Source organism: Streptomyces sp. 150FB (assembly GCF_000818195.1).
In the GTDB taxonomy this organism is placed as follows: domain Bacteria; phylum Actinomycetota; class Actinomycetes; order Streptomycetales; family Streptomycetaceae; genus Streptomyces.
This window is the reverse complement of the sequence record NZ_JTHL01000001.1, coordinates 1,798,625-1,824,087: the sequence shown is the minus strand read 5'-3', so window position 1 is coordinate 1,824,087 and position 25,463 is coordinate 1,798,625. Positions and strand designations below refer to the sequence as shown.

General features: G+C 69.4%; 26 protein-coding genes. 16 read left to right on the top strand and 10 right to left on the bottom strand.

Going from position 1 to position 25,463, the window contains the following annotated elements; translation table 11 throughout:
• Positions 1-559: exonuclease domain-containing protein (locus tag QR77_RS07485; RefSeq protein ID WP_040020454.1), on the bottom strand; the 559-nt coding region annotated here is incomplete at its 3' end.
• Positions 560-678: 119 nt separating this feature from the next.
• Between QR77_RS07485 and QR77_RS07480 the strand changes: the two genes are divergently transcribed.
• Entirely contained in the window at positions 679-1,401 is a 723-nt protein-coding gene (locus QR77_RS07480) for a VIT family protein (RefSeq protein ID WP_040020453.1), read from the top strand.
• An 84-nt stretch (positions 1,402-1,485) separates the two neighbouring features.
• Here QR77_RS07480 and QR77_RS07475 read toward each other — a convergent pair whose 3' ends face one another.
• Positions 1,486-3,048 (bottom strand): S8 family serine peptidase, encoded by a 1,563-nt coding sequence (locus tag QR77_RS07475; protein ID WP_040020452.1) that lies wholly within the window; start codon positions 3,046-3,048, stop codon positions 1,486-1,488.
• Positions 3,049-3,296: 248 nt separating this feature from the next.
• Here QR77_RS07475 and QR77_RS07470 point away from each other — a divergent pair, with 248 nt between their 5' ends.
• From QR77_RS07470 to moaA, 3 genes are all read left to right on the top strand, one after another.
• Entirely contained in the window at positions 3,297-3,671 is a 375-nt protein-coding gene (locus tag QR77_RS07470; RefSeq protein WP_040020448.1) for a DUF485 domain-containing protein, read from the top strand.
• Positions 3,668-5,308 (top strand): cation acetate symporter, encoded by a 1,641-nt coding sequence (locus tag QR77_RS07465; RefSeq protein ID WP_040020447.1) that lies wholly within the window; start codon positions 3,668-3,670, stop codon positions 5,306-5,308. Before QR77_RS07470 ends, QR77_RS07465 begins: the two co-directional genes overlap by 4 nt.
• A gap of 196 nt (positions 5,309-5,504) precedes the next feature.
• A complete protein-coding gene (moaA, locus tag QR77_RS07460) occupies positions 5,505-6,494 on the top strand; it encodes a GTP 3',8-cyclase MoaA (protein WP_040020446.1) in 990 nt (329 codons plus the stop codon).
• On the opposite strand, the gene QR77_RS07455 is transcribed toward moaA, so the two are convergent.
• On the bottom strand, positions 6,477-6,725 hold the full coding sequence (locus QR77_RS07455; RefSeq protein ID WP_040020445.1) for a hypothetical protein: 249 nt from the start codon (positions 6,723-6,725) through the stop codon (positions 6,477-6,479). The two genes, moaA and QR77_RS07455, sit on opposite strands and share 18 nt — an antisense overlap.
• Positions 6,726-6,996: 271 nt before the next feature.
• Positions 6,997-7,374, bottom strand: a complete 378-nt coding sequence (locus QR77_RS07450; RefSeq protein WP_040020444.1) for a DUF3099 domain-containing protein — start codon at positions 7,372-7,374, stop codon at positions 6,997-6,999.
• 212 nt (positions 7,375-7,586) lie between these two features.
• Between QR77_RS07450 and QR77_RS07445 the strand changes: the two genes are divergently transcribed.
• Complete coding sequence (locus tag QR77_RS07445) at positions 7,587-7,868, top strand: GlsB/YeaQ/YmgE family stress response membrane protein (RefSeq protein ID WP_040020443.1); 282 nt, start codon at positions 7,587-7,589, stop codon at positions 7,866-7,868.
• Between the two features lie 72 nt (positions 7,869-7,940).
• On the opposite strand, the gene tyrS is transcribed toward QR77_RS07445, so the two are convergent.
• The 3 genes from tyrS to QR77_RS07430 all read right to left on the bottom strand — a co-directional run bounded on the left by tyrS (position 7,941) and on the right by QR77_RS07430 (position 12,262).
• Complete coding sequence (tyrS, locus tag QR77_RS07440) at positions 7,941-9,209, bottom strand: tyrosine--tRNA ligase (protein WP_040020441.1); 1,269 nt, start codon at positions 9,207-9,209, stop codon at positions 7,941-7,943.
• Positions 9,210-9,338: 129 nt separating this feature from the next.
• Entirely contained in the window at positions 9,339-10,742 is a 1,404-nt protein-coding gene (locus QR77_RS07435; protein WP_040020439.1) for a metallopeptidase TldD-related protein, read from the bottom strand.
• Positions 10,739-12,262 carry a TldD/PmbA family protein gene (locus tag QR77_RS07430; RefSeq protein WP_040020437.1) on the bottom strand — a complete coding sequence of 508 codons (1,524 nt, stop codon included), beginning with the start codon at positions 12,260-12,262 and terminating at the stop codon, positions 10,739-10,741. The genes QR77_RS07435 and QR77_RS07430 overlap by 4 nt, the downstream gene beginning before the upstream one ends.
• Before the next feature lie 252 nt (positions 12,263-12,514).
• Here QR77_RS07430 and fabG point away from each other — a divergent pair, with 252 nt between their 5' ends.
• The 3 genes from fabG to QR77_RS07415 all read left to right on the top strand — a co-directional run bounded on the left by fabG (position 12,515) and on the right by QR77_RS07415 (position 14,654).
• Positions 12,515-13,234: a 3-oxoacyl-[acyl-carrier-protein] reductase gene (gene fabG / locus QR77_RS07425; RefSeq protein WP_040020435.1), complete on the top strand. Its 720-nt coding sequence runs from the start codon at positions 12,515-12,517 to the stop codon at positions 13,232-13,234.
• 4 nt (positions 13,235-13,238) lie between these two features.
• Positions 13,239-14,009 carry an enoyl-ACP reductase FabI gene (gene fabI, locus QR77_RS07420; RefSeq protein ID WP_040020433.1) on the top strand — a complete coding sequence of 257 codons (771 nt, stop codon included), beginning with the start codon at positions 13,239-13,241 and terminating at the stop codon, positions 14,007-14,009.
• A 177-nt stretch (positions 14,010-14,186) separates the two neighbouring features.
• Positions 14,187-14,654, top strand: coding sequence for a hypothetical protein (locus QR77_RS07415; protein ID WP_040020430.1), 468 nt, complete (start codon positions 14,187-14,189; stop codon positions 14,652-14,654).
• On the opposite strand, the gene QR77_RS07410 is transcribed toward QR77_RS07415, so the two are convergent.
• The gene (locus tag QR77_RS07410) at positions 14,629-15,303 is read right to left on the bottom strand and encodes a FadR/GntR family transcriptional regulator (protein ID WP_040020429.1); all 675 of its coding nucleotides are present in this window, start codon (positions 15,301-15,303) and stop codon (positions 14,629-14,631) included. The genes QR77_RS07415 and QR77_RS07410 overlap by 26 nt on opposite strands.
• A gap of 67 nt (positions 15,304-15,370) precedes the next feature.
• On the opposite strand from QR77_RS07410, the gene QR77_RS07405 reads away from it, so the two are divergent.
• The 4 genes from QR77_RS07405 to QR77_RS07395 all read left to right on the top strand — a co-directional run bounded on the left by QR77_RS07405 (position 15,371) and on the right by QR77_RS07395 (position 17,832).
• Complete coding sequence (locus QR77_RS07405) at positions 15,371-16,645, top strand: MFS transporter (protein WP_040020428.1); 1,275 nt, start codon at positions 15,371-15,373, stop codon at positions 16,643-16,645.
• A gap of 22 nt (positions 16,646-16,667) precedes the next feature.
• Complete coding sequence (locus tag QR77_RS49765; RefSeq protein ID WP_107068904.1) at positions 16,668-16,784, top strand: SGM_5486 family transporter-associated protein; 117 nt, start codon at positions 16,668-16,670, stop codon at positions 16,782-16,784.
• Positions 16,785-17,031: 247 nt separating this feature from the next.
• On the top strand, positions 17,032-17,238 hold the full coding sequence (locus QR77_RS07400; RefSeq protein WP_040020427.1) for a hypothetical protein: 207 nt from the start codon (positions 17,032-17,034) through the stop codon (positions 17,236-17,238).
• 75 nt (positions 17,239-17,313) lie between these two features.
• Positions 17,314-17,832: a histidine phosphatase family protein gene (locus QR77_RS07395; protein ID WP_040020426.1), complete on the top strand. Its 519-nt coding sequence runs from the start codon at positions 17,314-17,316 to the stop codon at positions 17,830-17,832.
• A gap of 115 nt (positions 17,833-17,947) precedes the next feature.
• On the opposite strand, the gene serB is transcribed toward QR77_RS07395, so the two are convergent.
• The gene (serB, locus tag QR77_RS07390) at positions 17,948-19,216 is read right to left on the bottom strand and encodes a phosphoserine phosphatase SerB (RefSeq protein ID WP_040020425.1); all 1,269 of its coding nucleotides are present in this window, start codon (positions 19,214-19,216) and stop codon (positions 17,948-17,950) included.
• Between the two features lie 168 nt (positions 19,217-19,384).
• Here serB and QR77_RS07385 point away from each other — a divergent pair, with 168 nt between their 5' ends.
• Positions 19,385-21,922: an FHA domain-containing protein gene (locus QR77_RS07385; RefSeq protein ID WP_078876529.1), complete on the top strand. Its 2,538-nt coding sequence runs from the start codon at positions 19,385-19,387 to the stop codon at positions 21,920-21,922.
• Positions 21,923-22,009: 87 nt separating this feature from the next.
• Here the strand turns inward: QR77_RS07385 and QR77_RS07380 are convergent, their stop codons facing one another.
• Positions 22,010-22,810 (bottom strand): transglycosylase SLT domain-containing protein, encoded by an 801-nt coding sequence (locus QR77_RS07380; protein WP_040020417.1) that lies wholly within the window; start codon positions 22,808-22,810, stop codon positions 22,010-22,012.
• A 437-nt stretch (positions 22,811-23,247) separates the two neighbouring features.
• On the opposite strand from QR77_RS07380, the gene QR77_RS07375 reads away from it, so the two are divergent.
• The 3 genes from QR77_RS07375 (at position 23,248) to QR77_RS07365 (ending at position 25,419) form a co-directional block, all read left to right on the top strand.
• Entirely contained in the window at positions 23,248-24,393 is a 1,146-nt protein-coding gene (locus QR77_RS07375; RefSeq protein ID WP_040020416.1) for a GAF domain-containing sensor histidine kinase, read from the top strand.
• Positions 24,386-25,027 (top strand): response regulator transcription factor, encoded by a 642-nt coding sequence (locus tag QR77_RS07370; protein ID WP_040020415.1) that lies wholly within the window; start codon positions 24,386-24,388, stop codon positions 25,025-25,027. Before QR77_RS07375 ends, QR77_RS07370 begins: the two co-directional genes overlap by 8 nt.
• 140 nt (positions 25,028-25,167) lie before the next feature.
• Positions 25,168-25,419, top strand: coding sequence for a chaplin (locus QR77_RS07365; RefSeq protein ID WP_040020413.1), 252 nt, complete (start codon positions 25,168-25,170; stop codon positions 25,417-25,419).
• Positions 25,420-25,463: the final 44 nt, after the last annotated feature.

Sequence of the window (25,463 nt, the reverse complement as noted above, 5' to 3'; positions counted from 1 at the left end):
GCCGTACGCCGCCGCGCGCCGCCGCGCGCAGACTCGGCCGGAACGCCTCGGCGAGCACGCGCGCGTCGTCGAGCGCGTGGTGCGCGTGCTCCTGCACGACGCCGAAGTGCGCGGCGAGGGATTCCAGCTTGTGGTTGGGCAGGGGCAGCGCCAGCTCCTTGGAGAGCGCGATGGTGCACAGCCGCTGCCGGGTCGGGGGCGTCAGCCCGGCCCGCGCGTACTCTCGCGCGATCATCGACCAGTCGAAGATGGCGTTGTGGGCGACGAGCACCCGGCCATCGAGCCGCTCGGCGAACTGACCGGCGATCTCCGGGAAGAGCGGGGCGCCCTCCAGCACGTCGGTCGTCAGCCCATGGATCCACACGGGGCCCGGATCGCGCTCCGGATTGACCAGCGTGTACCAGTGGTCCTCGACGTCGCCTCTGGAATCCAGGCGGTAGACGGCAGCAGAGATTATCCGGTCGTCGCGTGCGAGGCCGGTGGTCTCGACGTCGACGACCGCGTAACCCTGGGGGTAGGCGGTCGGCCATGTCGCTGCAGTCGTATGGTCGTCGAGCATGGTCACAGAGAATACGGGCCCCGACTGACAACTCCGTCGCCCGGTCGTCCGTAATCGGGCGGCGCGTCAATTGCGGGTCGGTGCATACACGGTGGCGGCGCCGGTGAGACCCTCCCCGGATGACCGACACGAAGACGGACCCACCTCACCACGAGCCGCACGACGAATCCCTAGGCTCCCGCCTCAACTGGCTGCGCGCCGGTGTCCTCGGCGCCAACGACGGCATCGTCTCCACCGCCGGCATCGTGGTGGGCGTCGCCGGAGCCACCGACTCGCACACCGCACTGCTCACGGCGGGCCTCGCGGGACTGCTGGCCGGGTCCATGTCGATGGCGGCCGGAGAGTACGTGTCGGTCTCCACCCAGCGCGACTCGCAGAAGGCGGCCCTGGCGACGGAGCGCCGCGAGCTGCGCGAGCAGCCGCAGGCCGAACTCGAAGAGCTGGCAAGGATGTTGGCGGAACGCGGCCTGTCGGAGTCGGTGGCGCTGGAGGCGGCCGAACAACTCACCGCATCCGACGCGCTGCGCGCCCACGCGAGCGTCGAACTGGGCATCGACCCCGACGCGTTGACGAACCCGTGGCACGCGGCGGCCGCGAGCTTCCTGGCCTTCACGGTGGGGGCGCTGCTGCCCCTGCTGGCGATCGTCCTGCCGCCGCACTCGGTACGCCTGTGGCTGACGGTGATCTCGGTCCTGGCGGCGCTGTCCCTGACGGGCTGGTGGAGCGCCCGCCTGGGCTCCGCCCCGGTCGGCCGCGCGCTGCTGCGGAACATGGGCGGGGGAGCGGTGGCGATGGCGGTCACGTACGGGGCGGGGGTGCTGCTGGGCGCGGCGGGGGTGTGACGGGGCTGTGACGGGGGAACAGCTTCCGGCCGGTGTGAACACGGATGCGGGCCGCCCCCGGGGAGCGGCCCGCACCGGTGGGTCCTACTTGGTCACCGCGTCCAGGGCGTCGGCCATGCCGACCCCGTAGAAGCCGTTGTAGAGCTTGCTGCCCGCGCACACCGCGTCGACCGTGCCGTCACGGTCGATGTCGTACGGAGCGCCGCACGAGGTCTTGTCGGCCTCGGCCGCCAGCAGCGCCTTGACCACCAGCGGCGAGGCGTGCGGGTGCCGCGACTTGATCAGCGCGGCCACGCCCACCACATGCGGGGTGGCCATCGACGTACCCGACATGTAGCCCCACGTACCGCCCGGCAGCGGGCCCAGGATCGAGCCGTTGACCGCAGGCGCCTGCGGTGTCTGGTACGAGGTGCTGTCGCCGCCCGGGGCCGCGATGTCGATCACACCGCGACCGTAGTTGGAGAACGACGACTTCAACCCCTTGGCGCCGGTGGCCGCGACCGTGACCACACCCGGCAACTCGGTGGGAATGTCGAAGCACTTGGACGTGTCGATGACACGGTCGCCCGGCGTCGTGTCGTTCGGGCTCGACGGGTCGGTGATCGAGTCGGAGGCCAGGTCGTAGGCCTCGTTGCCGGCGGCGGCGACGTTCACCGCGCCCTTCTTCTCCGCGTACCCCGAGGCCCGGGTCACGGCCTCGACCAGTGCCTTCTGGTCCGGGTCGGTGGTGCAGTTGAAGTACCAAGGGTCGGTGTAATAGCTGTTGTTGGTCACATCGACACCGTGCTCGGCGGCCCAGACGAAGCCGCACACGACAGCCTCGGTGTAGAAGAACCCGGCCGTCGTACCGACCTTGATCCCGGCCACCTTCACACCGGGAGCGACACCGGTGACACCGATGCCGTTCTTCGCCGCGGCTATCTCACCCGCGACATGGGTGCCGTGCGGGCTCTCCGCGGCGGTCGGCCGCCAGGCGCCGTCCGCCGTGTTCGGCTTGCCCGTCACGCAGTTGACCGACGCCTTGCGGTCGAAGTTCGGCGCGATGTCCGGGTGCGTGTCGTCCACACCCGTGTCGATGACCGCGACGGTGACATCGCGGCTGCCGAGTGTCTTCTTGTGCGCCTTGTCCGCCTTGATGGCCGGCAGGTCCCACTGCAGGGGCTCCAGCGGATCCTGTCCCGCCGCCCGGTCCGCCGTCGCGGCGGCGACCTGTGCGGCGGTGAGCGCCTTCGGCGTCCCCTCGTCCGCCGTGGCCTGCGTCGGAAGCGGAGCCGTACGGGTGGCGCCGGCCGACTCGACCCCTCTGACCCGGCGTATGGCCGCGCCGAAACCGGGGTCCTTCGAGTAGGCGACGGTGACGCCTATCTGCTGATACGACGTGAGGACCGTGCCGCCGGCCTTGACGATCGCCTTCCCCACCGCATCGGCGGCGGCCCTGCCCGACCTCGTGTTCACGACGTACGACAGCGCGGGACCGTCGGCCGCCGCCGCGGCGGTGTGTGTGGCGGCCGCGGAGCTCGCGGCCTGGATGGTGCCGGCCTCGGAGGCCGCCGCCGTACCCGACGGCAGGAAACCGAGCGAAACAGAGAGCGCCAGACCTACGGGCAGCGCCAGTGCGCGCCGCCGTCCGGATCTCAGGTGAGCCATGGGTTCTCCACATCATCCCTGTGAGCCGCCTGTGCGCCGACTGCGCGTGGGCGGGTGTGTGACGAGCGAAGTTATCGCCCATCAGACCCGGTCATCAATCATTTCGAGGAGAAAAAGGTCGGTGTTGAACCGCTTCGCCAAACCTCCCGTGCCGTTGTCAGGGGGTGAGCCACATCACGCCCCACGCAGAAGACAGTCAGTCAGCCGGACTGCCGGCCCCTACCGCACACGCGTCACGAGGAGATTCCGTGGCTACCGAAGCACCGCCGCCCCAGAGCGGTACGGACACCAGCCCCGCCCAGCCCGCCCAGCCCACGACCAACCAGTTCGCCGAGGTGCAGCAGAGCGCGGAGTTCGGCGAACTGCGCCGTGCCCACCGCTCCTTCGCCTTTCCGCTGACCATCGGCTTCATCGCCTGGTACCTGCTCTACGTCCTGCTGTCCAACTACGCGGGCGACTTCATGGGCATCAAGCTCTTCGGCAACATCAACGTTGCCCTGGTCTTCGGTCTCGCCCAGTTCCTCACCACATTCCTCATCGCCTGGTTCTACTCGCGGCACGCCACCCGCACGCTCGACCCGAAGGCGGCCGTCATCAAGTCCCGTATGGAGGCTGACCTGTGAGCGCCACGGACCGGCTCGGCCACCTGCCCCTCGCCGCAGCCTCGGACGCCAGCGCGCACCGGCCGCTGATCATCACCCTCTTCGCGATCTTCGTCGTGGCGACCCTGGTCATCACGGTCTGGGCCGGCCGCCAGACCCGCAGCGCCTCCGACTTCTACGCGGGCGGACGGCAGTTCACCGGCTTCCAGAACGGACTCGCGGTCTCCGGCGACTACATGTCCGCCGCGTCCTTCCTCGGCATCGCCGGCGCCATCGCCCTCTTCGGCTACGACGGCTTCCTCTACTCCATCGGCTTCCTGGTCGCCTGGCTGGTCGCGCTGCTGCTCGTCGCCGAGCCGCTGCGCAACTCCGGCCGCTACACGATGGGCGACGTCCTCGCGTACCGGATGCGCCAGCGGCCCGTCCGTACCGCCGCCGGCGTCTCCACGATCGTCGTCTCGATCTTCTACCTGCTCGCGCAGATGGCCGGCGCCGGTGTGCTGGTCTCACTGCTGCTCGGCATCACCAGCGACGCCGGGAAGATCCTCATCGTCGCCCTGGTCGGCGTCCTGATGATCGTGTACGTGACCATCGGCGGCATGAAGGGCACCACCTGGGTCCAGATGGTCAAGGCGGTCCTGCTCATCGCGGGCACCATCCTGATCACCTTCCTGATCCTGTGGAAGTTCCACTTCAACGTGTCCGACCTGCTCGGCTCGGCGGCCAAGAACAGCGGGAAGGGGTCCGCGTTCCTGGAGCCGGGGCTCAAGTACGGTGCCACCGGCACCTCGAAGCTCGACTTCCTCTCGCTCGGGATCGCGCTCGTCCTGGGTACGGCCGGACTGCCGCACATCCTGATCCGCTTCTACACGGTGCCGACCGCCAAGGCCGCCCGTAAGTCGGTCATCTGGGCCATCGGCATCATCGGTGTCTTCTACCTGATGACGATCGTGCTCGGCTTCGGCGCCGCCGCGCTGCTCAAGCCGGCCGACATCATCGCCTCCAACCCGGCGGGCAACACGGCCGCACCGCTCGCCGCCCTGGAGATCGGCGGCGGCGGAGGCTCCACCGGCGGTGCGATCCTGCTCGCCGTGATCTCGGCGGTGGCCTTCGCGACCATCCTCGCCGTGGTCGCCGGCCTGACCCTGGCGTCCTCGTCGTCGTTCGCGCACGACATCTACGCCAACGTCATCCGCAAGGGCACCGCCACCGAGAAGGAGGAGATCCGCGCCGCCCGCTGGGCGACCGTCGCCATCGGCATCGTCTCCATCGCGCTCGGTGCCTTCGCCCGCGATCTGAACGTGGCGGGACTCGTCGCGCTCGCGTTCGCCGTCGCGGCCTCGGCCAACCTGCCGACGCTCCTGTTCAGCCTGTTCTGGAAGAAGTTCACCACCCAGGGCGCCCTGTGGTCGATCTACGGCGGCCTCGCGTCCTCCGTCCTGCTGGTGCTGTTCTCGCCCGTCGTCTCCGGCAAGCCGACCTCGATGTTCCCGGGCGTCGACTTCCACTTCTTCCCGCTGGAGAACCCGGGCCTGATCTCCATCCCGCTGGGCTTCCTGCTCGGCTGGATCGGCACCCTGGTCTCCAAGGAGGAGCCCGACACCGGCAAGTACGCCGAACTGGAGGTCAAGTCCCTCACCGGCACCGGCGCCCACTGACCGGCTGACACCGATCCGGGCGTACGTGACCCCGTCCGCCCACGAATCGCCCCGCTCTCCCCGTGGCCGCGTCGTAGAGTTCTACGACGCGGCCGTGGTGCATCCTGTACCAACGGTCCCCCGGCCCCTGTCGGTGAACTGACGTAGGCTCGACCACGTCAGCTCCGCAGTAAGACAAGAGAGGGAGGGGGCCCGAATGCTCATCGACACCTATGGCCGCGTGGCCACCGACCTGCGCGTTTCGCTCACGGACCGCTGCAATCTGCGCTGTACCTACTGCATGCCCGAAGAAGGCCTTCAGTGGCTCGGGAAGTCAGATCTGCTGAGCGACGACGAGATCGTCCGGCTGATCGAGATCGCTGTGACCCGGCTCGGCATCACAGAGGTCCGTTTCACCGGCGGTGAGCCGCTGCTGCGGCCCGGAATCGTCGGGATCGTCGAGCGCTGCGCCGCACTGGAGCCACGCCCCCGGATGTCGCTCACCACCAACGGCATAGGACTGGCGCGCACCGCCGCCGCGCTCAAGGCCGCAGGACTCGACCGCGTCAATGTCTCGCTCGACACCCTGCGCCCCGACGTCTTCAAGACGCTCACCCGCAGGAACAGGCACGCGGACGTCCTGGACGGCCTCAGGGCCGCCAGGGAAGCGGACCTGACCCCCGTCAAGGTCAACACGGTCCTGATGCCTGGGCTCAACGGCGACGAGGCCCCCGAGCTGCTCGCCTGGGCGGTCGAGAACGACTACGAGCTGCGCTTCATCGAGCAGATGCCCCTCGACGCCCAGCACGGCTGGAAGCGTGACGGCATGATCACGGCCGGTGACATCCTCCAGTCGCTGGACACGCGCTTCAGCCTGACCCCGGAGGGCGAGGACGTACGGGGAGCGGCCCCCGCCGAGCGCTGGATCGTGGACGGCGGCCCGCACCGCGTCGGGGTCATCGCCTCCGTCACGCGCCCGTTCTGCAGCGCCTGCGACCGCACCCGGCTGACCGCCGACGGGCAGGTCCGTACGTGCCTGTTCGCCACGGAGGAGACCGACCTGCGGGCCGCGCTGCGCTCGGAGGCGCCGGACGAGGAGATCGCCACGATGTGGAAGCTGGCGATGTGGGGCAAGAAGGCCGGCTCCGGCCTGGACGACCCCGCGTTCCTTCAGCCCGAGCGGCCGATGTCAGCCATCGGAGGCTGAGTCCCCGCGCTCCCACTCCTCCAGGGTGACCACATCCTTGAGGAAGCCGCGCATCCCGAGGAACGACGACAGGTGCTCGCGGTGCTCGTCGCAGGCGAGCCAGGTCTTCCGTCGCTCAGGGGTGTGCAGCTTCGGGTTGTTCCACGCGAGGACCCATACGGCGGCGGTACGGCAGCCCTTCGCCGAGCAGATGGGCGCTGCTTCCGTCGCGGCGGAATCGGGAGAGGTCACACGTCAACCCTAGATGACCGCACCAGGGGTTCTTAACTCATGGGATCATCCGGCGAGTTGTCGACCGAGTTGTCGACCCGCTCCGGGAAAAGGCGACGCCGAGCAGCCACGGGGGGAGCTGCCCGGCGTCGGTCTGTCGCTCCGACGGGGGATGCGGAGCGCCTACGAAGTATGTCACGCACAACGGGGTGCCCGGGACAGGAACTTCACAATCGATCTGAGCTTTTCTTGAGCTTCGCGGATCCCCGGAGACCCTCGGGAACGGTCGCGATCAGCTCTGCTCGTACGGTGACCACGGCCGTTCACGGTCGGCGCCAGAGCTGTCGGACTCCGTGCTGACAGCGCCCGCGGCGGGTTCGATGGCCGGTCGGCTCGGCGCGGGGACGAAGGTCGAGGGCAGCGAAGAAGTGTTCTCCCGGCCGCCGTTGGCGATCACCACGGCCACGTACGGCAGGAGCAATCCCAAGGCCAGCGTGACAATTGCCACAGGGCGTTCCACATTCCAGAGGACGGCCGTCAAGATCACGGCCAGCGTCCTGACCGACATCGAGATCACGTAGCGGCGCTGCCGGCCCCGCACATCGTCCGTCAGGCTCTGCCTGGCTCCCGTGATCTGGAAGACCTCGGCGCTCTCCTGCTTCCGCTTCACGTCCCACCGCCCAGAATCCCCTGCCGGAGTCGGCCCGGCCGGACGCGTCTTACGGTACGCCGGGGCTCCGCCGCCCACGAGAGCGGGGCATACCCGATTCGGGCGTATATCCCTCGCCGTTCCACGTACGGAGCTGTCCGGCATGCGGCGTAGGGGAGTGCGACCCAGACTGGGCCGCACGTGCGCGCACAGCGCCCCCCGAGGAGGCGGCAGTGAACTGGCTGTGGGTAGTCGTCGTGGGTCTGGTGCTGGGCCTGATCGCCAGGGCGATCATCCCCGGCGAGCAGCGGATCCCGATGTCGCTGACGACGATCTTCGGGATCCTGGGCAGCGTGCTCGGCAACGCCGTGGCCGGCTGGCTGAGGGTGGCGGACACCCGGGGCATCGACTGGACCCGCCATGTCCTTCAGGTCATCGGCGCGGTCGCGGTGGTGCTGGTGGGGGACATGTTCTGGAACGCGATCAGGGGGGACCGGCGGCGCCGGCGGGCCTGATTCCCCGACAGCGCCCGCCCCGGCCCCGGGCCTGGTCCCGGCCCGGGGCCCAGCGCCGGTCCCGTCCTCCGGTCAGCCGCCCTTGACCTCGATGGCCGCCAGGTTCTTCTTGCCCCTGCGCAGCACCAGCCAGCGGCCGTGCAGCAACTCCCCGGCGTCCGGCACGGCCTCCGCGTCGGTCGCCTTGACGTTGTTCACGTACGCCCCGCCCTCCTTGACGGTCCTGCGCGCCGCCGACTTGCTCGGCGCGAGCCCCGCCTCGGTGAACAGGTCCACGACCGGAAGCAGCTCGGTGACCTCGGCGCGCGGCACCTCGGAGAGCGCCGCGCTCAGCGTCGCCTCGTCGAGCCCGGTCAGCTCCCCCTGGCCGAACAGCGCACGCGAGGCGGCGACGACCGCCTCGCACTGCTCGGCGCCGTGGACGAGCGTCGTCAGCTCCTCCGCCAGCGCCCGCTGGGCGGCCCTGGCCTGCGGGCGCTCGGAGGTGGCCTGTTCCAGCTCCTCCAGCTCCGCGCGGCTCCGGAAGCTGAGGATGCGGCTGTACGCGGAGATGTCCCGGTCGTCCACGTTCAGCCAGAACTGGTAGAAGGCGTACGGCGTGGTCATCTCCGGGTCGAGCCAGACGGCCCCGCCCTCCGTCTTGCCGAACTTGGTCCCGTCCGCCTTCGTCATCAGCGGAGTGGCCAGCGCGTGCACGGTGGCGCCCGGCTCCAGCCGGTGGATCAGGTCCAGGCCCGCCGTGAGATTGCCCCACTGGTCGCTGCCGCCCTGCTGGAGGACGCAGCCGTAGCGCCTGTACAGCTCCAGGAAGTCCATGCTCTGGAGCAGTTGGTAGCTGAACTCCGTGTAGCTGATGCCCTCGTCGGACTCCAGCCGCCGCGAGATGGACTCCTTCGCGAGCATCTTGTTCACCCGGAAGTGCTTGCCGATGTCCCGCAGGAACTCGATCGCGGAGAGACCGGCCGTCCAGTCGAGGTTGTTGACCATCAGCGCGGCGTTCGGTCCCTCGAAGGACAGGAACGGCTCGATCTGCGACCGCAGCCGCTGGACCCATCCCGCGACGGTCGCCGGATCGTTCAGCGTCCGCTCGGCCGTGGGCCGGGGGTCACCGATCTGGCCCGTCGCCCCGCCCACCAGCGCCAGCGGCCGGTGCCCGGCCTGCTGGAGCCGGCGTACGGTCAGCACCTGCACGAGGTGCCCCACGTGCAGGCTCGCCGCCGTGGGGTCGAAGCCGCAATAGAACGTGACGGGACCGTCCGCGAGCGCCTTGCGCAAAGCGTCCTCGTCGGTGGACTGGGCGAACAGCCCACGCCACTTCAGCTCGTCGACGATGTCCGTCACGGTCGTTTCGCTCCTTGGATCTGCCTGGATCTGCCCAGGTTGGATCTGCTCGGACCTGCCCGGATCCGTGTGGATGCACGTGGATCCGGTTGGTCTGTTCGGGGGTGGATCACCGCCAGTCTAGGGCGGTCACACCCCCAGGCTGACCGAGCTCATATTGAAATCGGGGATACGCAGCGCGGGCATCGCGGCCCGGGTGAAGTAGTCGCCCCACTCGCGCGGCAGGGTCTTCTCCGTCCTGCCCGCCTCGGCGGCGCGCGACAGCAGACCGACCGGCGACTCGTTGAAGCGGAAGTTGTTCACCTCGCCGACGACCTCGCCGTTCTCGACCAGATATACGCCGTCCCTGGTCAGGCCCGTCAGCAGCAGCGACGCCGGATCGACCTCGCGGATGTACCAGAGGCAGGTCAGCAGCAGCCCGCGCTCCGTGGAGGCGACCATCTCCTCCAGCGAGCGCTCGCCGCCCCCGTCCATGATCAGGTTCGAGATCCCCGGCGCGACCGGCAGGCCGGTCAGCTCCGCGCTGTGCCGGGTGGTGACCAGGTGCTCCAGCTTTCCGTCCCGTACCCAGTCGGTCGCCGACAGCGGCAGACCGTTGTCGAACACGGAGGCCGAGTCGCCCGACGTGGAGGCGAGGACGAACGGCGCCGACTCCAGACCCGGCTCGCGGGGGTCGCTGCGCAGTGTCAGCGGCAGCTCGGACAGCTTCTCGCCGACACGGGTGCCCCCGCCCGGGCGCGAGAAGACCGTACGGCCCTCGGCGGCGTCGCGGGCCGTCGACGACCAGAACTGGTAGATCAGCAGGTCGGCCACTGCGGTCGGCGGCAGCAGCGTCTCGTACCGCCCGGCCGGCAGTTCGATCTTCCGCTCCGCCCAGCCGAGGCGCCGCGCCAGCTCCGCGTCGAGAGCCGCCGGATCGACGTCCTTGAAGTCACGCGTGGTCCGGCCGCCCCACGCCGAGCGGGTGCGGTCCGGGGACTTCGCGTTCAGCTCCAGCGTGCCGTTCGGCTGGTCGTGACGCAGCCGCACACCCGTCGACGTACCGAGGTACGTCGAGGTCAGCTCGTGGTTGGCGAAGCCGTACAGCTCACGCCCGCCCGCCCTCGCCCGCGCGAACGCCTCCCCGAGCGCGGGCGCGAAATCGGCGAAGACGGCGGAGGTCGTCTCCGCCGGTGCCCCGGTGAAGTCCCCGGACACCGCCCCGCCCGCCACCAGCGGCTGGGCGTCCTCGGCGGGGGAGGCCGCGCGTGCCGCCTTCTCGGCGGCCCGCACCAGCGGCTCCAGGTCGTCGGCGGTCACGGCGGAGCGCGACACCGTGCCGGAGGCCGTGCCCTGCGCGCCGTCGACGGTCGCGACGACCGTGAGCGACCGGCCACGCGTCACCCCGTTGGTCGTCAGCGCGTTGCCCGCCCAGCGGAGGTTGGTCGAGGAGTCCTCGGAGGCGATCACCACACAGCCGTCGGCCGCCGACAGTTCGAGGGCGCGCTCGACGATCTCGTGCGGCTTCGCTGTGCGACTCGTGGACGCCTTCATCGACCTGCCTCCTGCGTGGTGTTGAGGATGTTCACGCCGCGGAAGAGCGCGGACGGGCAGCCGTGCGAGACAGCCGCGATCTGACCGGGCTGCGCCTTGCCGCAGTTGAAGGCGCCGCCGAGCACATACGTCTGCGGTCCGCCGACCGCCTCCATGGAGCCCCAGAAGTTCGTGGTCGTCGCCTGGTAGGCGACGTCGCGCAACTGGCCGGCCAGCTTGCCGTTCTCGATCCGGAAGAACCGCTGCCCGGTGAACTGGAAGTTGTAGCGCTGCATGTCGATCGACCACGACCGGTCGCCGACCACATAGATCCCGCGCTCCACCCCGCCGATCAGGTCCTCCGTCCCGAGCCCGCCGGGATCGGGCCGCAGTGACACGTTCGCCATGCGCTGTACGGGGACATGCTCCGGCGAGTCCGCATAGGCGCAGCCGTTGGAGCGTTCGAAGCCGGTGAGCTTCGCGATCCGGCGGTCGAGCTGGTAGCCGACGAGCGTGCCGTCCTTGATGAGGTCCCACGACTGGGCCTCGACGCCCTCGTCGTCGTACCCGATGGTGGCGAGACCGTGCTCGGCGGTCCTGTCACCGGTCACATTCATCACCGAGGAGCCGTAGCCGAGCTTCCCGAGCTGGTCGAAGGTCGCGAACGAGGTTCCCGCGTACGCCGCCTCGTAGCCAAGCGCCCGGTCCAGCTCCGTGGCGTGGCCGATCGACTCGTGGATCGTCAGCCAGAGGTTCGACGGGTCGACGACCAGGTCGTACGAGCCGGCCTCGACGCTCGGCGCGCGCATCTTCTCGGCGAGCAGCTCCGGGATGCGCTCCAGCTCCGCGTCCCAGTCCCAGCCGGTGCCCGTCAGGTACTCCCAGCCGCGCCCGGCCGGCGGGGCGAGCGTACGCATGGAGTCGAACTCGCCCGAGGAGGCGTCGACAGCCACGGCGTTGAGGTGCGGATGCAGCCTGACCCGCTGCTGCGTGGTCACGGTGCCCGCGGTGTCCGCGTAGAACTTGTTCTCGTGGACGGTGAGCAGCGCCGCGTCCACATGCGCCACCCCGTCGGCGCGCAGCAGCCGCCCGCTCCACTCGGCGAGCAGCCCCGTCTTCTCCTCGTCCGGAACGCCGAACGGATCGATCTCGTACGCGGACACCCAGGTCTTCTCGCTGTGCACCGGCTCGTCCGCCAGCTCGACCCGCTCGTCCGAACCGGCCGCCGCGATCACCTTCGCCGACAGCTTGGCCATGGCCACCGCCTGGCCCGCCACCCGGGCCGCCGCGTCCATCGACAGATCGACACCGGAGGCGAACCCCCAGGAACCGCCGTGCACCACCCGTACCGCGTACCCCACGTCCGTACTGTCCGACGACGAGGCGGGCCGGCCGTCGCGCAGCCGCCACGCCCCGTTGCGTACGCGCTCGAACCGGAAGTCGGCGTGGTCGGCGCCGAGCGCGCGGGCCCGCGCCAGCGCCGCGTCGGCGAGCGCCCGCAGCGGCAGCGCCAGGAATGACTCGTCTACCTCATGGGGCACGTCGGCCTCTCTTCTCTCTCGCACCGTGGGTCCTCCGACCGCAGTGAATCACGGCGGCCGGGTGGCCCGGTGGGCGATTTGCCGAGAGGTGGGCCGGGCGGTGCGGGGAGCGGGCGGGCGGGGCGCGGACCACTGATTCTGTGGAAACCCGACAGTGAGTGCCCTCAGGCGCTGTCAGGGGCCGATTCTCCGCCGACGGGATCCTACCGATAGGTTTTCGAGGTATCAGACCGCTGAGGAAAGGGTGATCCGTTGAGCCGCTCGGTTCTCGTCACCGGAGGAAACCGGGGCATCGGCCTCGCCATCGCCCGCGCTTTCGCCGACAACGGCGACAAGGTAGCCGTCACCTACCGGTCGGGCGAACCACCGGAGGAGCTCGCGAAGCTGGGCTGCCTGGCGGTCCGCTGCGACATCACCGTCGCCGATCAGGTGGAGCAGGCCTACAAGGAGATCGAGGAGAAGCACGGTCCCGTCGAGGTGCTGGTGGCCAACGCCGGTGTCACCAAGGACCAGTTGCTGATGCGGATGACCGAGGACGACTTCACCTCCGTCGTCGACACCAACCTCACCGGCACCTTCCGCGTCGTCAAGCGCGCCAACCGCGCGATGCTGCGCGCCAGGAAGGGCCGCGTCGTCCTCATCTCCTCCGTCGTCGGGCTCCTCGGCTCGGCCGGACAGGCCAACTACGCCGCGTCCAAGGCGGGTCTGGTCGGTTTCGCCCGGTCCCTCGCCCGTGAGCTGGGTTCGCGCAACATCACCTTCAACGTGGTCGCGCCCGGCTTCGTCGATACGGACATGACGAGGGTGCTCACCGACGACCAGCGCGCCAACGTGGTTCGGCAGGTGCCGCTCGGCCGTTACGCGCAGCCGGAGGAGATCGCCGCGACGGTGCGGTTCCTCGCCTCCGACGACGCTTCGTACATCACTGGAGCCGTCATTCCCGTTGACGGCGGATTGGGCATGGGTCACTGATCTCATGAGCGGAATTCTCGACGGCAAGCGCATCCTCATCACGGGTGTGCTGATGGAGTCCTCCATCGCCTTCCACACCGCCAAGGTGGCTCAGGAACAGGGTGCCGAAATCATCCTGACGGCCTTCCCCCGCCCCACCCTGACCGAACGCATCGCGAAGAAGCTGCCCAGGCCCGCGAAGGTCATCGAGCTGGACGTGACCAACACCGAGCACCTGGACCGGCTCGAAGGGCTCGTACGTGACGAGCTCGGCAGCCTGGACGGTGTGGTCCACTCCATCGGCTTCGCGCCGCAGGACGCGCTCGGCGGGAACTTCCTCAACACCCCGTTCGAGTCGGTCGCCACGGCCATGCACGTGTCGGCGTTCTCGCTGAAGTCGCTGACCATGGCCTGCCTGCCGCTGATGGGCGAGGACGGCGGCTCGGTCGTCGGGCTGACCTTCGACGCCCAGTTCGCCTGGCCGCAGTACGACTGGATGGGCCCCGCCAAGGCGGCGCTGGAGGCCACCTCCCGCTACCTCGCCCGTGACCTGGGCAAGCAGAAGATCCGCTGCAACCTGATCTCGGCGGGCCCCCTCGGCTCCATGGCCGCCAAGTCCATCCCGGGCTTCTCGGACCTGGCCGACGTGTGGAACCACCGCTCGCCGCTGGAGTGGGACATGGCCGACCCGGAGCCGGCCGGCCGCGGCATCGTCGCGCTGCTCTCGGACTTCTTCCCGAAGACCACGGGCGAGATCATCCACGTCGACGGCGGCGTGCACATGATGGGCGCCTGACCGCGCCCGTAGCCGCCCGATCCCGTGTGACCACGAGCCGCGCCACCGTCCTCAGGACGGTGGCGCGGCTGCCGTATGTCACGGGCCGTGTTCGCCCGAGTCGAAAAGCGCGGCGATCGCCCGCACACTGAACCCGTCGGTCCGCTCCGGTCAGCGCGGGGGACGGGAGGTGGGGGTATGCGCACGCAGAGCCGCCGTACAACAGCTCTCGTGACCGCCGTGCTGATCGCGACGGGGTTCACGGTCGCCTCGGAGGTACGGGGGAGCGCACCCGCGCGTGAGACGCCGTACGGGGCCTCCACGGCGGCCCCGGCGGGCACGGCGGCGGCCGATGAGCACGGGGGCGGGGGCCGGGGCCGGGGCCGAGGAGAGGGAGAGGGAGAGCGAAGGCGGGGCTCCCAGGCGTACTGCCGTACCCAGATCCACGGCTCGCACGCCGTCGCCCACTGCCAGAACCCGTATCCGGAGACCGACCGCGTCAGGCTGCACATCGAGTGCGCCCGCTGGTGGGACGTCGACGCCGACAGCGCGCCGGTGGACATCCCCGCCGCCGGCTACGTACAGCTCACCAACCGCTGCTGGAAAGAGATCCGCTCGGCGCGGATCAGCCACGAGCCGGTCAAACCGGCTCCCCCAGGCAGTTGAGGGCGTGACTCGCCGCCTCGGCCCCCGCGGCCTCGACGTCGCCCGCCCGGATCGCGTCCACCAGGCGCGCGTGGTCGGTGTAGCCCTCGGGCCGCAGCTCGCGCCCCACATTGCCGCGCAGTCCGTCGACGAGCAGGTGGCCGAGGTCCGCGTAGAGCGCGGTCAGTACGTCGTTGTGCGAGGCCGCGACCACGGCCAGGTGCAGCGTCGCGTCTGCGGCGATGAACACATCGGCGTGGCCGCCGGCCCAGGCCTCCTCACGGCGCGCGAGGAGGGCGTCCAACTGGCGCAGATCGCGGTCCGTACGCCGTACCGCCGCCAGCCGGGCGGCCGACGACTCCAGCGTGGAGCGCACCTCGGCGATGTGCCGCGCGTCGGCGTCGGCGAACCTGCGGTGCATCACACCGGCCAGTTCGCTGGTCGCGACGACATACGTGCCCGAGCCCTGCCGGATGTCCAGCAGCCCGTTGTGGGCGAGCGCGCGCACGGCTTCGCGCACGGTGTTGCGCGCCACGCCGAGCTGCTCGACCAGCTCGGGTTCGGTGGGGATCCGCGATCCCACCGGCCATTCCCCCGAGGTGATCTGGTTCCGCAGCTCCGCGATCACCTGGTCGGAGAGCGCGGAACGCCGGGGAGAGGTCAGCGCCATGGTGCTCCTAGCTCGTGGCAACGTCCGTACTGGACAACCAATCATCCCATGATTCTATGATGGCACCATGTCCGACGAGACCAAGACCCTGTCCCAGGCCGCCGCCGACGCGCCACCCGCATCCGCAGATTCTCCCGCACAGCGCCGTCCGGCGTGGCTGACCTGGTGTCTCGTCTCAGGACTCCTCCTCGCCGCCGTCAACCTCCGCCCCGCCATCCCCAGCCTCGGCGCCCTGTTGGAAGAGGTACGGGACGGGCTGCACATGAGCGGCAGCGTCGCGGGTGTCCTCACCTCCGTACCGCCCTTCTGCTTCGCGCTCTTCGGCTTCGCCGCACCCCGCCTCGCACGGCGCTTCGGCCCCGGCGCCATCATCTGCGCGGGCATGGTGGCCATCACGGCGGGACTGCTGATCCGGCCCTTCGCGAGCGGTACGACGGGCTTCCTCGCCGCCAGCGTCCTCGCGCTCGCCGGAATCGCCGTCGGCAACGTACTGATGCCGGTGATCGTCAAGCGCTACTTCCCCGACCGCATCGGCACGATGACGGGCCTCTACTCGCTGGCGCTCTCCCTCGGTACGGCTCTCGCCGCGGCGGCGACGGTCCCCATCACCGAGGCGCTGGGCGGCAGTTGGCGGGAGGGACTCGGCATCTGGGCCGTGCTCGGCGCGGTCGCGATTTTCCCCTGGCTCGCTCTCGTACGGGACCGCAGCGGCGCCGAGGCGCAGGCGGCGGGTGCGGGTGCCCAGGAGAAGGCGCCGACGGCTCCCGGGCGCGGGCTCATCCGCAACGGCACCGCCTGGGCTCTCGCCTGCTTCTTCGGCCTCCAGGCCACCGGCGCCTACATCATCATGGGCTGGATGCCGCAGCGGTTCCGCGACGCCGGCCTCTCCGCCGACACGGCGGGACTGCTGCTCGCCGTCACCATGGTGATGGGCGTACCGCTGGCCTTCGTCATCCCTCGGATGGCCACCCGCATGAAGAACCAGGGCCCCATCGTCCTCGGCCTCGGCGCGTGCGGACTGATCGCCTTCGGCGGCCTGTACGTGGCACCCGCCGGGGGCGCCTGGGTGTGGGCCGTACTGCTCGGCATCTCCAACTGCTCGTTCCCGCTGGCCCTCACCATGATCGGCATGCGAGCGGGAACCGGCGCGGGCGTCGCACGCCTCTCCGCCTTCGCCCAGAGCACCGGCTACCTGATCTCGATCCCGGGACCCCTGCTGGTCGGGGTGCTCTACCAGCACAGCGGCGGCTGGGGGCTGCCGCTCGCACTGATGGCGGGGCTGCTGATACCACAGATGGTGATGGGCGTCATCGCGGGACGGGACCGGACGATCGAGGACTGACCAGGGATGTCAAACTGAGGCCATGCCAGTCCTCGACCCCAATCCCCAGAACGGCCAGCAGAAGCTGCTCATCGTGTTCGGCACGATCATCGGCATCATGGTCATCATCGGAATCATCGCCTCCATCGCCAGTCCCTGATTTCCCAGAGGCTCGGTTCGCCTCCGGGCCCGCGTCGCGGGTGACGACCGCGATGCCCCCGGTCGGCCGTCGACAGTGGCTCAAAGCGCCCCGGAGGCGAACCGAGCCCCAAAAAAAAGGGGGGGCTGGCACCACCGTCCCCTAGGGGGTCAGGTTCAGGGTCGAGTGGGTGGGTCACCGGATGGGAACAGGAAGCGGTGATCCGTAGTTTTGTGGAACAACGAACCGCAGACCTACGGAGGCGGCCATGGCGGCCCCGACACACTCCCGGCCCCATCCGCACCTCTCCCGTGACACCGACGCCAGGCTGCCCTGGTGGGCCGTCGCGCTCCCCCTGATCGCGTTCGTCGCGCTGCTCCTGATGATCGTGAACCCGGCCCAGGCGCACGCCGCGACGAGCGACCCCGCCGTCGGCCGGATCCTGGAGCAGATCCACCGGACACTGGGCGGCTGACCCCGCTCGTTCGGGCTGGGCGGAGCCTCTCAACACCTTGCGCCTGATGCCGCATTTCATGCGAAGCTGGAGTGCATGAGCGTCGATACACCCCGCAGGATCGTCCTACTCCGGCACGCGAAGGCCGACTGGCCCCAGGTGTCCGACCACGAGCGCCCGCTCGCCGAGCGAGGCCGCATGGATGCCCCCGTGGCCGGCCGCAGGCTCGGCGAGACCCGCATCGACTTCGATCTGGCTCTCTGCTCGACCTCCGCCAGGACCCGCGAGACCTGGAAACTGGTGGTGCACGAACTGCCCACCCGCCCCAGGACCGTCTACGAGGAGCGGCTGTTCGACGCCTCCCTCGGCGATCTCCTCGCGTTGATCAACGAAACCCCCGAAGAGGTGAACAACCTCCTGGTCATCGGCCATAACCCTGGCATGCACACGCTCGCGGACGCTCTCGCCGGCGGAGCCGAGGGCGACGCGCTCGCCCGTATGACACAGAGCGGGTTCCCGACCGCGGCGTTCGCCGTCATCGGCTATGACGGCACCTGGAAATCCGTGGAGCACAAGGTCGGCAGACTCGTCGACTACTGGGCGCCGCACGACTGACCGTCGCCGCGTCCACGAGCACGTCGCACGAGCACGTCGCACGTTCACGCGCGATGCCCCGGCACACACCTCGTGCCGGGGCATCGCGCGTACGGGAGCGGCGCGGAAGCGACGCTCAGTGGTCGTTGGCCTCGGCGTCGTCCAGGCCGGCGTCCTCGTCGTCCGCCACCTCGACCTCGTCGCGGGTGATGCCCAGCAGGTAGAGGACGGTGTCCAGGAACGGCACGTTCACCGCGGCGTGCGCCGCCCTGCGGACCACGGGCTTGGCGTTGAAGGCCACACCGAGCCCCGCGGCGTTCAGCATGTCGAGATCGTTCGCACCGTCGCCGATCGCCACGGTCTGCGCCAGCGGCACCCCCGCCTCGGCGGCGAACCTGCGCAGCAGCCTGGCCTTGCCCGCGCGGTCCACGATCTCGCCCACCACCCGGCCGGTGAGCTTGCCGTCCACGATCTCCAGTGTGTTGGCGGCGGCGAAGTCGAGGCCGAGCCGCTCCCGCAGGGCATCGGTTACCTGGGTGAACCCGCCCGAGACGATGCCCACTTGGTAGCCGAGCCGCTTGAGCGTACGGATCAGTGTGCGGGCGCCCGGGGTGAGCCGTACCTCCTCGCGCACCTTGTCGACCACGGACACATCGAGCCCGGCGAGCAGCGCCACCCGCGCGTGCAGGGACTGCTCGAAGTCCAGCTCGCCGCGCATGGCACGCGCTGTCACCTCGGCGACCTCGTCGGCACAGCCCGCGTGCGCCGCGAACAGCTCGATGACCTCGTCCTGGATCAGCGTCGAGTCGACGTCCATGACGACCAGCCGCCTGGCCTTGCGGAGCAGTCCGGCGGAGACCACGGCCACATCGACGCCGATTCCGGCGGCCGAGGTCGCCAACGCGGTGCGCAGCGGCTCGGTCTCCACGCCCGACACCGCGAACTCCACCGCTGTGACCGGGTACTTGGCGAGGCGGAAGATCCTGTCGATGTTGCCGCCGGTCGATGTGATGCTGGCCGCTATGGCCGCGGTCGAGTCGGCCGTCAGCGGGTTGCCGAGCACGGTGACATGCGAACGGCCGCTGCCACGCGGCCTGTTGTCACCCGTACCCGAGATGATCTCGGCTTCGAGCTTGAAGGATTCGGTCCAACTGTGGACGGTCGCCCGCAGCTCGCCCTCGCTGGTGCCGTCCGCCGTCGGGGCGGTGATCAGCACGCACAGGACGATACGGCCACGGGTGACGACCTGCTCGATGTCGATGACATCGACGGAGTAGGCGGCGAGTGTGTCGAAGAGCCCGGCGGTGATGCCGGGACGGTCCTTCCCGAAGATCTTGACGAGCAGCGTCGGGACGTCAGTGGTTTCGGCGGACGGAAGGGGCACAGGGGGCTGCGATGCGCTCATGGTGTTCCCACCGTATCGGGCGGGGAGCGCGGAGCGGGAAGCTGTCCGCCCTTCCGCGTACCTGACACGGGAGCCCGGCTTTCCCCGGAAGGGCTGAGCCTGAAATAGTTCCCCCGATGTTCGCCATCCCTAGACTCCCTGCGATGGGGGTACCTCGGGGGAAAACTAGTGGGGCGTGGAGTGCCGGAACTCGTACTGGAATTGAACGGAAATACCTGGCCACTCGATCCGGCCAGGTCGTACGCCCTCGGACGCGATCCGGGGGGCGATCTGGTGATCGACGATGCCAGGGTGTCGTGGCGCCATGCCACCGTCAGTTGGGGGGGCCGCAGTTGGGTCATGGAGGACCACGGCAGTACGAACGGCACCTACGTGCAGGGGAAGCGCGTCCAGCAGGTGGAGATCGGGGCGGGCTCCGTCGTCCATCTGGGGAACGCGACCGACGGACCCCGGGTGAGCGTGACCGCCGGCGCGGGCGCCGACGTGTACAGCGCGCAGACCGCGGCGCCCCACCAGGCCCCGCCCCAGGCCCAACAGCCCCAGCAGGCCCCGCCGCAGCAGGCGCCGGTCCCGCAGCAACAACAGCAACAGCAGCAGGCCTGGCCGCAGCAGCAACAGCCGGCCGTCCCGCAGCAGGGCTACCCGGACCCGAACGCCGTTCCCGCGGGTCCCGGCGGGACACCGCCGGTGTACGGCGACCGCAGCCCGACCTCGTTCCACCAGTTCTCCCTCGGCCGCATGATGCGCATCGGCCGCGCGCTGGAGAACGAGCTGGTCGTCTCCGACCTCCAGGTCTCACGCCACCACGCCGAATTCACCGCCACACCCGACGGCCGTTTCGAGATACGTGACCTCGGCTCCCACAACGGTACGTACGTCAACGGCCAGCCGATCGCCAAGTCGGGCACCGTGCTGCTGGGCCCGAACGACATCGTCGGCGTCGGCCACTCGACCTTCCGCCTGGTCGGTGACCGCCTTCAGGAGTTCGTCGACACCGGCGCGGTCTCCTTCTCCGCGCGCCACCTCACGGTGACGGTCGACGGCGGCAAGCAGATCCTCAAGGACGTCTCCTTCGGCGTACCCGAGAAGTCACTGATCGGGGTCATAGGCCCGTCCGGCTCCGGAAAGTCCACCCTGCTCAAGGCGCTCACCGGCTACCGCCCCGCCGACGAGGGCGAGGTCCTGTACGACAACAGGAATCTGTACAAGCAGTTCGCCGAGCTGCGCCAGCGCATCGGTCTGGTCCCGCAGGACGACATCCTGCACAAGGAACTGACCGTGAAGAAAGCGCTCAAATACGCGGCCAAGCTCCGCTTCCCCGGTGACACCGCGGTCTCCGAGCGTGAGGCCAGGATCGACGAGGTGCTGCGCGAGCTGAAGCTCGACGTCCACAAGGAGAAGAAGGTCTCCTCCCTCTCCGGCGGCCAGCGCAAGCGGGTCTCGGTCGCCCTGGAGCTGCTCACCAAGCCGTCGCTGATCTTCCTGGACGAGCCGACCTCGGGCCTCGACCCGGGCATGGACCGCGACGTCATGCAGTTGCTGCGGGTGCTCGCCGACGACGGCCGTACGGTCCTCGTCGTCACCCACTCCGTCGCCGAGCTGGCGATCTGCGACAAGCTCCTCGTGATGGCGCCCGGCGGCGCCGTCGCGTACTTCGGGCCGCCGGAGGAAGCGCTCAACTTCTTCGGCTACACCACCTGGGCCGATGTCTTCTCGGCCTTCGAGAACTACCGCGACTACGACTGGTCGGGCCGCTGGCGCGGGTCGCAGCACTACCAGATGTACGCGGCCGACATCGACTCCGTCGCCGCACAGTCCGTGTCCATGCCGTCACGGCAGCAGATGCGCCCGCCCAAGCCGCAGACGTGGGGCTCCCAGCTCCTGACCCTGATCCGGCGCTATGTCGCGGTGATCGCCTCCGACAAGGGCTTCATCGGCCTGATGCTCCTGCTGCCGGCGATCCTCGGCGGTGTCGGCGCTGTCCTGCCGGCGAAGTACGGGCTCGCCCCGCCGACCCCGCCGGACCGCTTCAACGGCGGCGCGGCCATGATCATGATGATCCTGGTGGTCGGCATGTGCTTCGCGGGCTCCGCGAACTCCGTACGCGAGCTGATCAAGGAGCGGGTGATCTACGAGCGGGAACGGGCCGTCGGCCTCTCCCGCTCCGCGTACCTGATGTCCAAGGTGATCGTGCTCGGTGTGATCACGGCGTTCCAGGGCGTCATCATCGCCGCCATCGGCTTCTCCGTCCACGATCTGCCGGCGGACGGTGTGGTCACCAGCCCGGCCGTCGAGCTGTGCGTCGCGATCATCGGCATCGGCCTGACCTCGATGATGCTGGGCCTGGTCATCTCCTCACTGGTCAAGACCGCCGAGAAGACCATGCCGCTGCTCGTGATGTTCGCGATCGTGCAGCTCGTCTTCACCGGCGCGCTGTTCCAGATCTTCGGCAAGCCGGGCCTTGAGCAGTTCGCCTGGCTGATGCCGTCCCGCTGGGCCATGGCCGCCGCCGGAGCGACGCTCGACCTGTCCCACCTGATGGCGCCGTGGGACCCGCAGAACCCCACCGACCTCGATCCGCTGTGGGAACACACCGGGGGGCAGTGGACCATGGACATGATCGTCCTGATCGCCATCGGTGTCGTCTGCGGTGTGGTGGTCTCGCGCCTGCTGCGCCGCCACGAGCCCGAGGTCATGCGCAAGTAGCGGCCCGTGACACGCGTACGCCGGAGGGCGGCACCCCCGCGGGGGTGCCGCCCTCCGGCATACGACGGACTTCTCTGTCCCAGAGCCTCAGTAGGCGCTGTTGACGTTGTCCATGGAGCCGTACTTGTCGGCGGCGTAGTTGGCCGCGGCGACGATGTTGGCGACCGGGTTGTAGATGTTCTTCGACGTACCCGGGACGTGGTAGGTGGCGAAGGTCGGCGGGATGACCTGGAGCAGACCCTTCGACGGGATGCCGTTCTGGGCGTTGATGTCCCAGCCGTTGATCGCGTTCGGGTTACCCGAGGACTCACGCATGATGTTGCGGTGCAGACCCTCGTACGAGCCGGGGATGTGGTGCTTCTTCATGATGCTCAGCGACTGCTTGATCCAGCCGTCGAGGTTGTTCTTGTAGACCGGGGCGTGCTTGGCGGCAGCCCGGCTGGCTGCCACTGCCTTGGCGTGCTGCTTCTTCGCGGCGGCTTCGGCCTTCTCCTTGGCCTTGGCCGCTGCCTTCACCTTGGCCGCGGCGTGGGCCTTGGCCTTGGCGTCGTCCTTCGCGTGCAGCGCTGCCACGGCCTTCTGCTCGGCCTTCGCCTTGGCGGCGGCCTTCGAGACGGCTGCGGCGTGCGCCTTGGCGGTGACGTCGGCAGTGGTGAGCTGCTTGGAGACCTGCTGGATGTGCGGCGTGGGGGCGGCGCCCTTGGCCGTGGTCAGGGTCGCCGGAGCGGACGCAGCCGCGGCGTGAGCCTGCGGGTGCGAGTCAGCGTGCGCGTTGCCCGGTGTCAGGGAGAACGCGAGAGACGCGGTGGCGACGGCGGCGATGCCGGCAATCGAGACCTTGTGAGTCTTGTTCAGGTGACGAAAGCCGAGGTTGCGTGACGCGGACATAGAGACGTACCTCTTCGAATAGCGGGAGTCGCGGAGGTCGGCCGGCGGAATGCCTGCTCGGTGGCGACGAACGCAATTCTTAGCGGCCGCAAAATGCTGTGGCAAAGGTGTGACATACGATCCCGGGTAGTGGGAGCGGGCATCGAAGATGGCGCGCGCTACCCGAACAAACCAAGCTCACACCCATAAATCGGGTCGACTAGTCGACTTCGTATGTGACGTGCGCCCTATGCCCGTCCTCACATAGGGAAGGGTTCAACCTCACCGCGGGTTGCTTGAGCAATGCATACGGTAAGTGGTTTTTGGGGCGTTTCGAAGGGCTCTGAGCGGTGCCCGCGACCGCGCTCACCAGGGCATTTAGGCCTAGGCCATCGGTCACCTTTACTACGTCCCTCTGCCCGATACATAAGACAGGTCCCCGCCGGTACCGTGACGGTATGACCCACCCACCCGGCTCCGGCCTCGCGGCCGTGAGCACCGCGCTCCTCGCGATGAGCAGGCGGCTGGAGGTGCACGACGTCCTCAAGACGATCGTCGTCTCCGCCCGCGAACTGCTCGACGCCGAGTACGCGGCTCTCGGTGTGCCCGACGACCACGGCGGCTTCGCCCAGTTCGTCGTGGACGGGGTCAGCGACGACCAGTGGAAAGCCATCGGACCGCTGCCCCGCCAGCACGGCATCCTCGCCTCGATGCTCCACGGGGAGAAGACCGAGCGGCTCGCCGACGTACGCAAGGACCCGCGCTTCGAGGGCTGGCCCTCCGCGCACCCCGACATGTCCGACTTCCTGGGCCTGCCGGTCAGGGACGGCGACGAGACCATCGCCGCGCTCTTCCTCGCCAACAAACGCTGCCCGAAGCCGGACGGCGTCTGCGGCTTCACCGAGGAGGACGAGGAACTCCTCTCGATCCTCGGCCAGCACGCGGCGATCGCCCTCACCAACGCCCGGCTGTACGAACGCAGCCGCGAACTCACCATCGCCGAGGAACGCTCCCGCCTCGCCCATGAACTCCACGACGCCGTGAGCCAGAAGCTCTTCTCACTGCGCCTCACCGCCCAGGCCGCCGCGGCCCTCATCGACCGCGACCCGGCCAGGGCCAAGGGCGAGCTGCAGCAGGTCGCCGCGCTCGCCGCCGAAGCCGCCGACGAACTGCGGGCCGCCGTGGTCGAGTTGCGCCCGGCGGCGCTGGACGAGGACGGCCTCGTCAACACACTCCGTACCCAGATCCAGGTCCTGGACCGTGCGCACTCCGCCCGCGTGACCTTCGACAGCAACGCGGTACGGGCGCTGCCGTCGGCGCAGGAGGAGGCGCTGCTGCGGGTGGCCCAGGAAGCACTCCACAACGCACTGCGCCACTCCGGCGCCGACCGCGTCGACGTCGCCCTGGCCCGTCACGGCCAGTCCACGGTCCTCGGCATCACCGACAACGGCGTGGGCTTCGAACCCCGCACCGTCCGCCGCGAAGGACGCCACCTGGGCCTCGTCTCGATGCGCGCCAGGGCGAGCGGTGTGGGCGGCAGGCTCACGATCACATCAGCGCCCGGAAAGGGCACCACGATCGAGATGGAGGTGCCCGGTGGCTGACAGGACCATCCGCGTGCTGCTGGTCGACGACCACCAGGTGGTCCGGCGCGGGCTGCGGACGTTCTTGGAGGTGCAGGGCGACATCGAGGTCGTGGGCGAGGCCGCCGACGGCGCCGAAGGCGTCGCCCGCGCCGAGGAGTTGCGCCCCGACGTCGTCCTGATGGACATCAAGATGCCCGGCACCGACGGCATCGAGGCGCTGCGCAAACTCCGCGAACTCGCGAACCCGGCCAAGGTCCTGATCGTCACCAGCTTCACCGAACAGCGCACGGTGGTACCGGCGTTGCGCGCCGGAGCGGCCGGCTACGTCTACAAGGACGTCGACCCGGAAGCCCTGGCCGGCGCGATCCGCTCCGTACACGCGGGACACGTCCTGCTCCAACCGGAGGTGGCGAACGCCCTGTTGGCCCAGGAAGCCCCCAACGGCCAGGGCAGGAACACCTCACTCACCGAGAGGGAACGCGAAGTCCTCTCCCTGATCGCCGACGGACGCTCCAACCGGGAGATCGCACGGGCGCTTGTCCTCTCGGAGAAAACTGTCAAGACACACGTCTCGAACATCCTGATGAAACTGGACCTGGCCGACCGCACTCAGGCCGCGCTGTGGGCCGTACGGCACGGGATCGCGGGCTGATCCGGAACGTCGTCTTCCGGTCTTAGATTCATACCGTCGGGTGTATGTCACCCACACGGCGCATCCTCCGCGCCGCTCGAGCGTTCTCCATGGCGTGCCGCGGCGTATGGCCGCGGTCGTTACGAGGAGGATTTCCCGAGATGAAGAACCTGAAGAAGGCCGCCGCGCTCACCATGATGGCCGGAAGCCTGGTGGCCGCGACCGCGGGCATCGCCTCCGCGCACGACGGCGTCCAGTCCCAGGCGAAGGGCTCCGCGGTCCAGTCCCCGGGCGTAGCGTCCGGCAACCTGGTCCAGGTCCCGGTGCACATCCCGGTGAACGCGGTCGGCAACACGGTAAACGTGATCGGCCTCCTGAACCCGGCCTTCGGCAACCACGCCGTCAACAACTGACGTTCGCCTCGCGGCGGGCGGCCGTGGGTTTGGCCCTGCGTGGC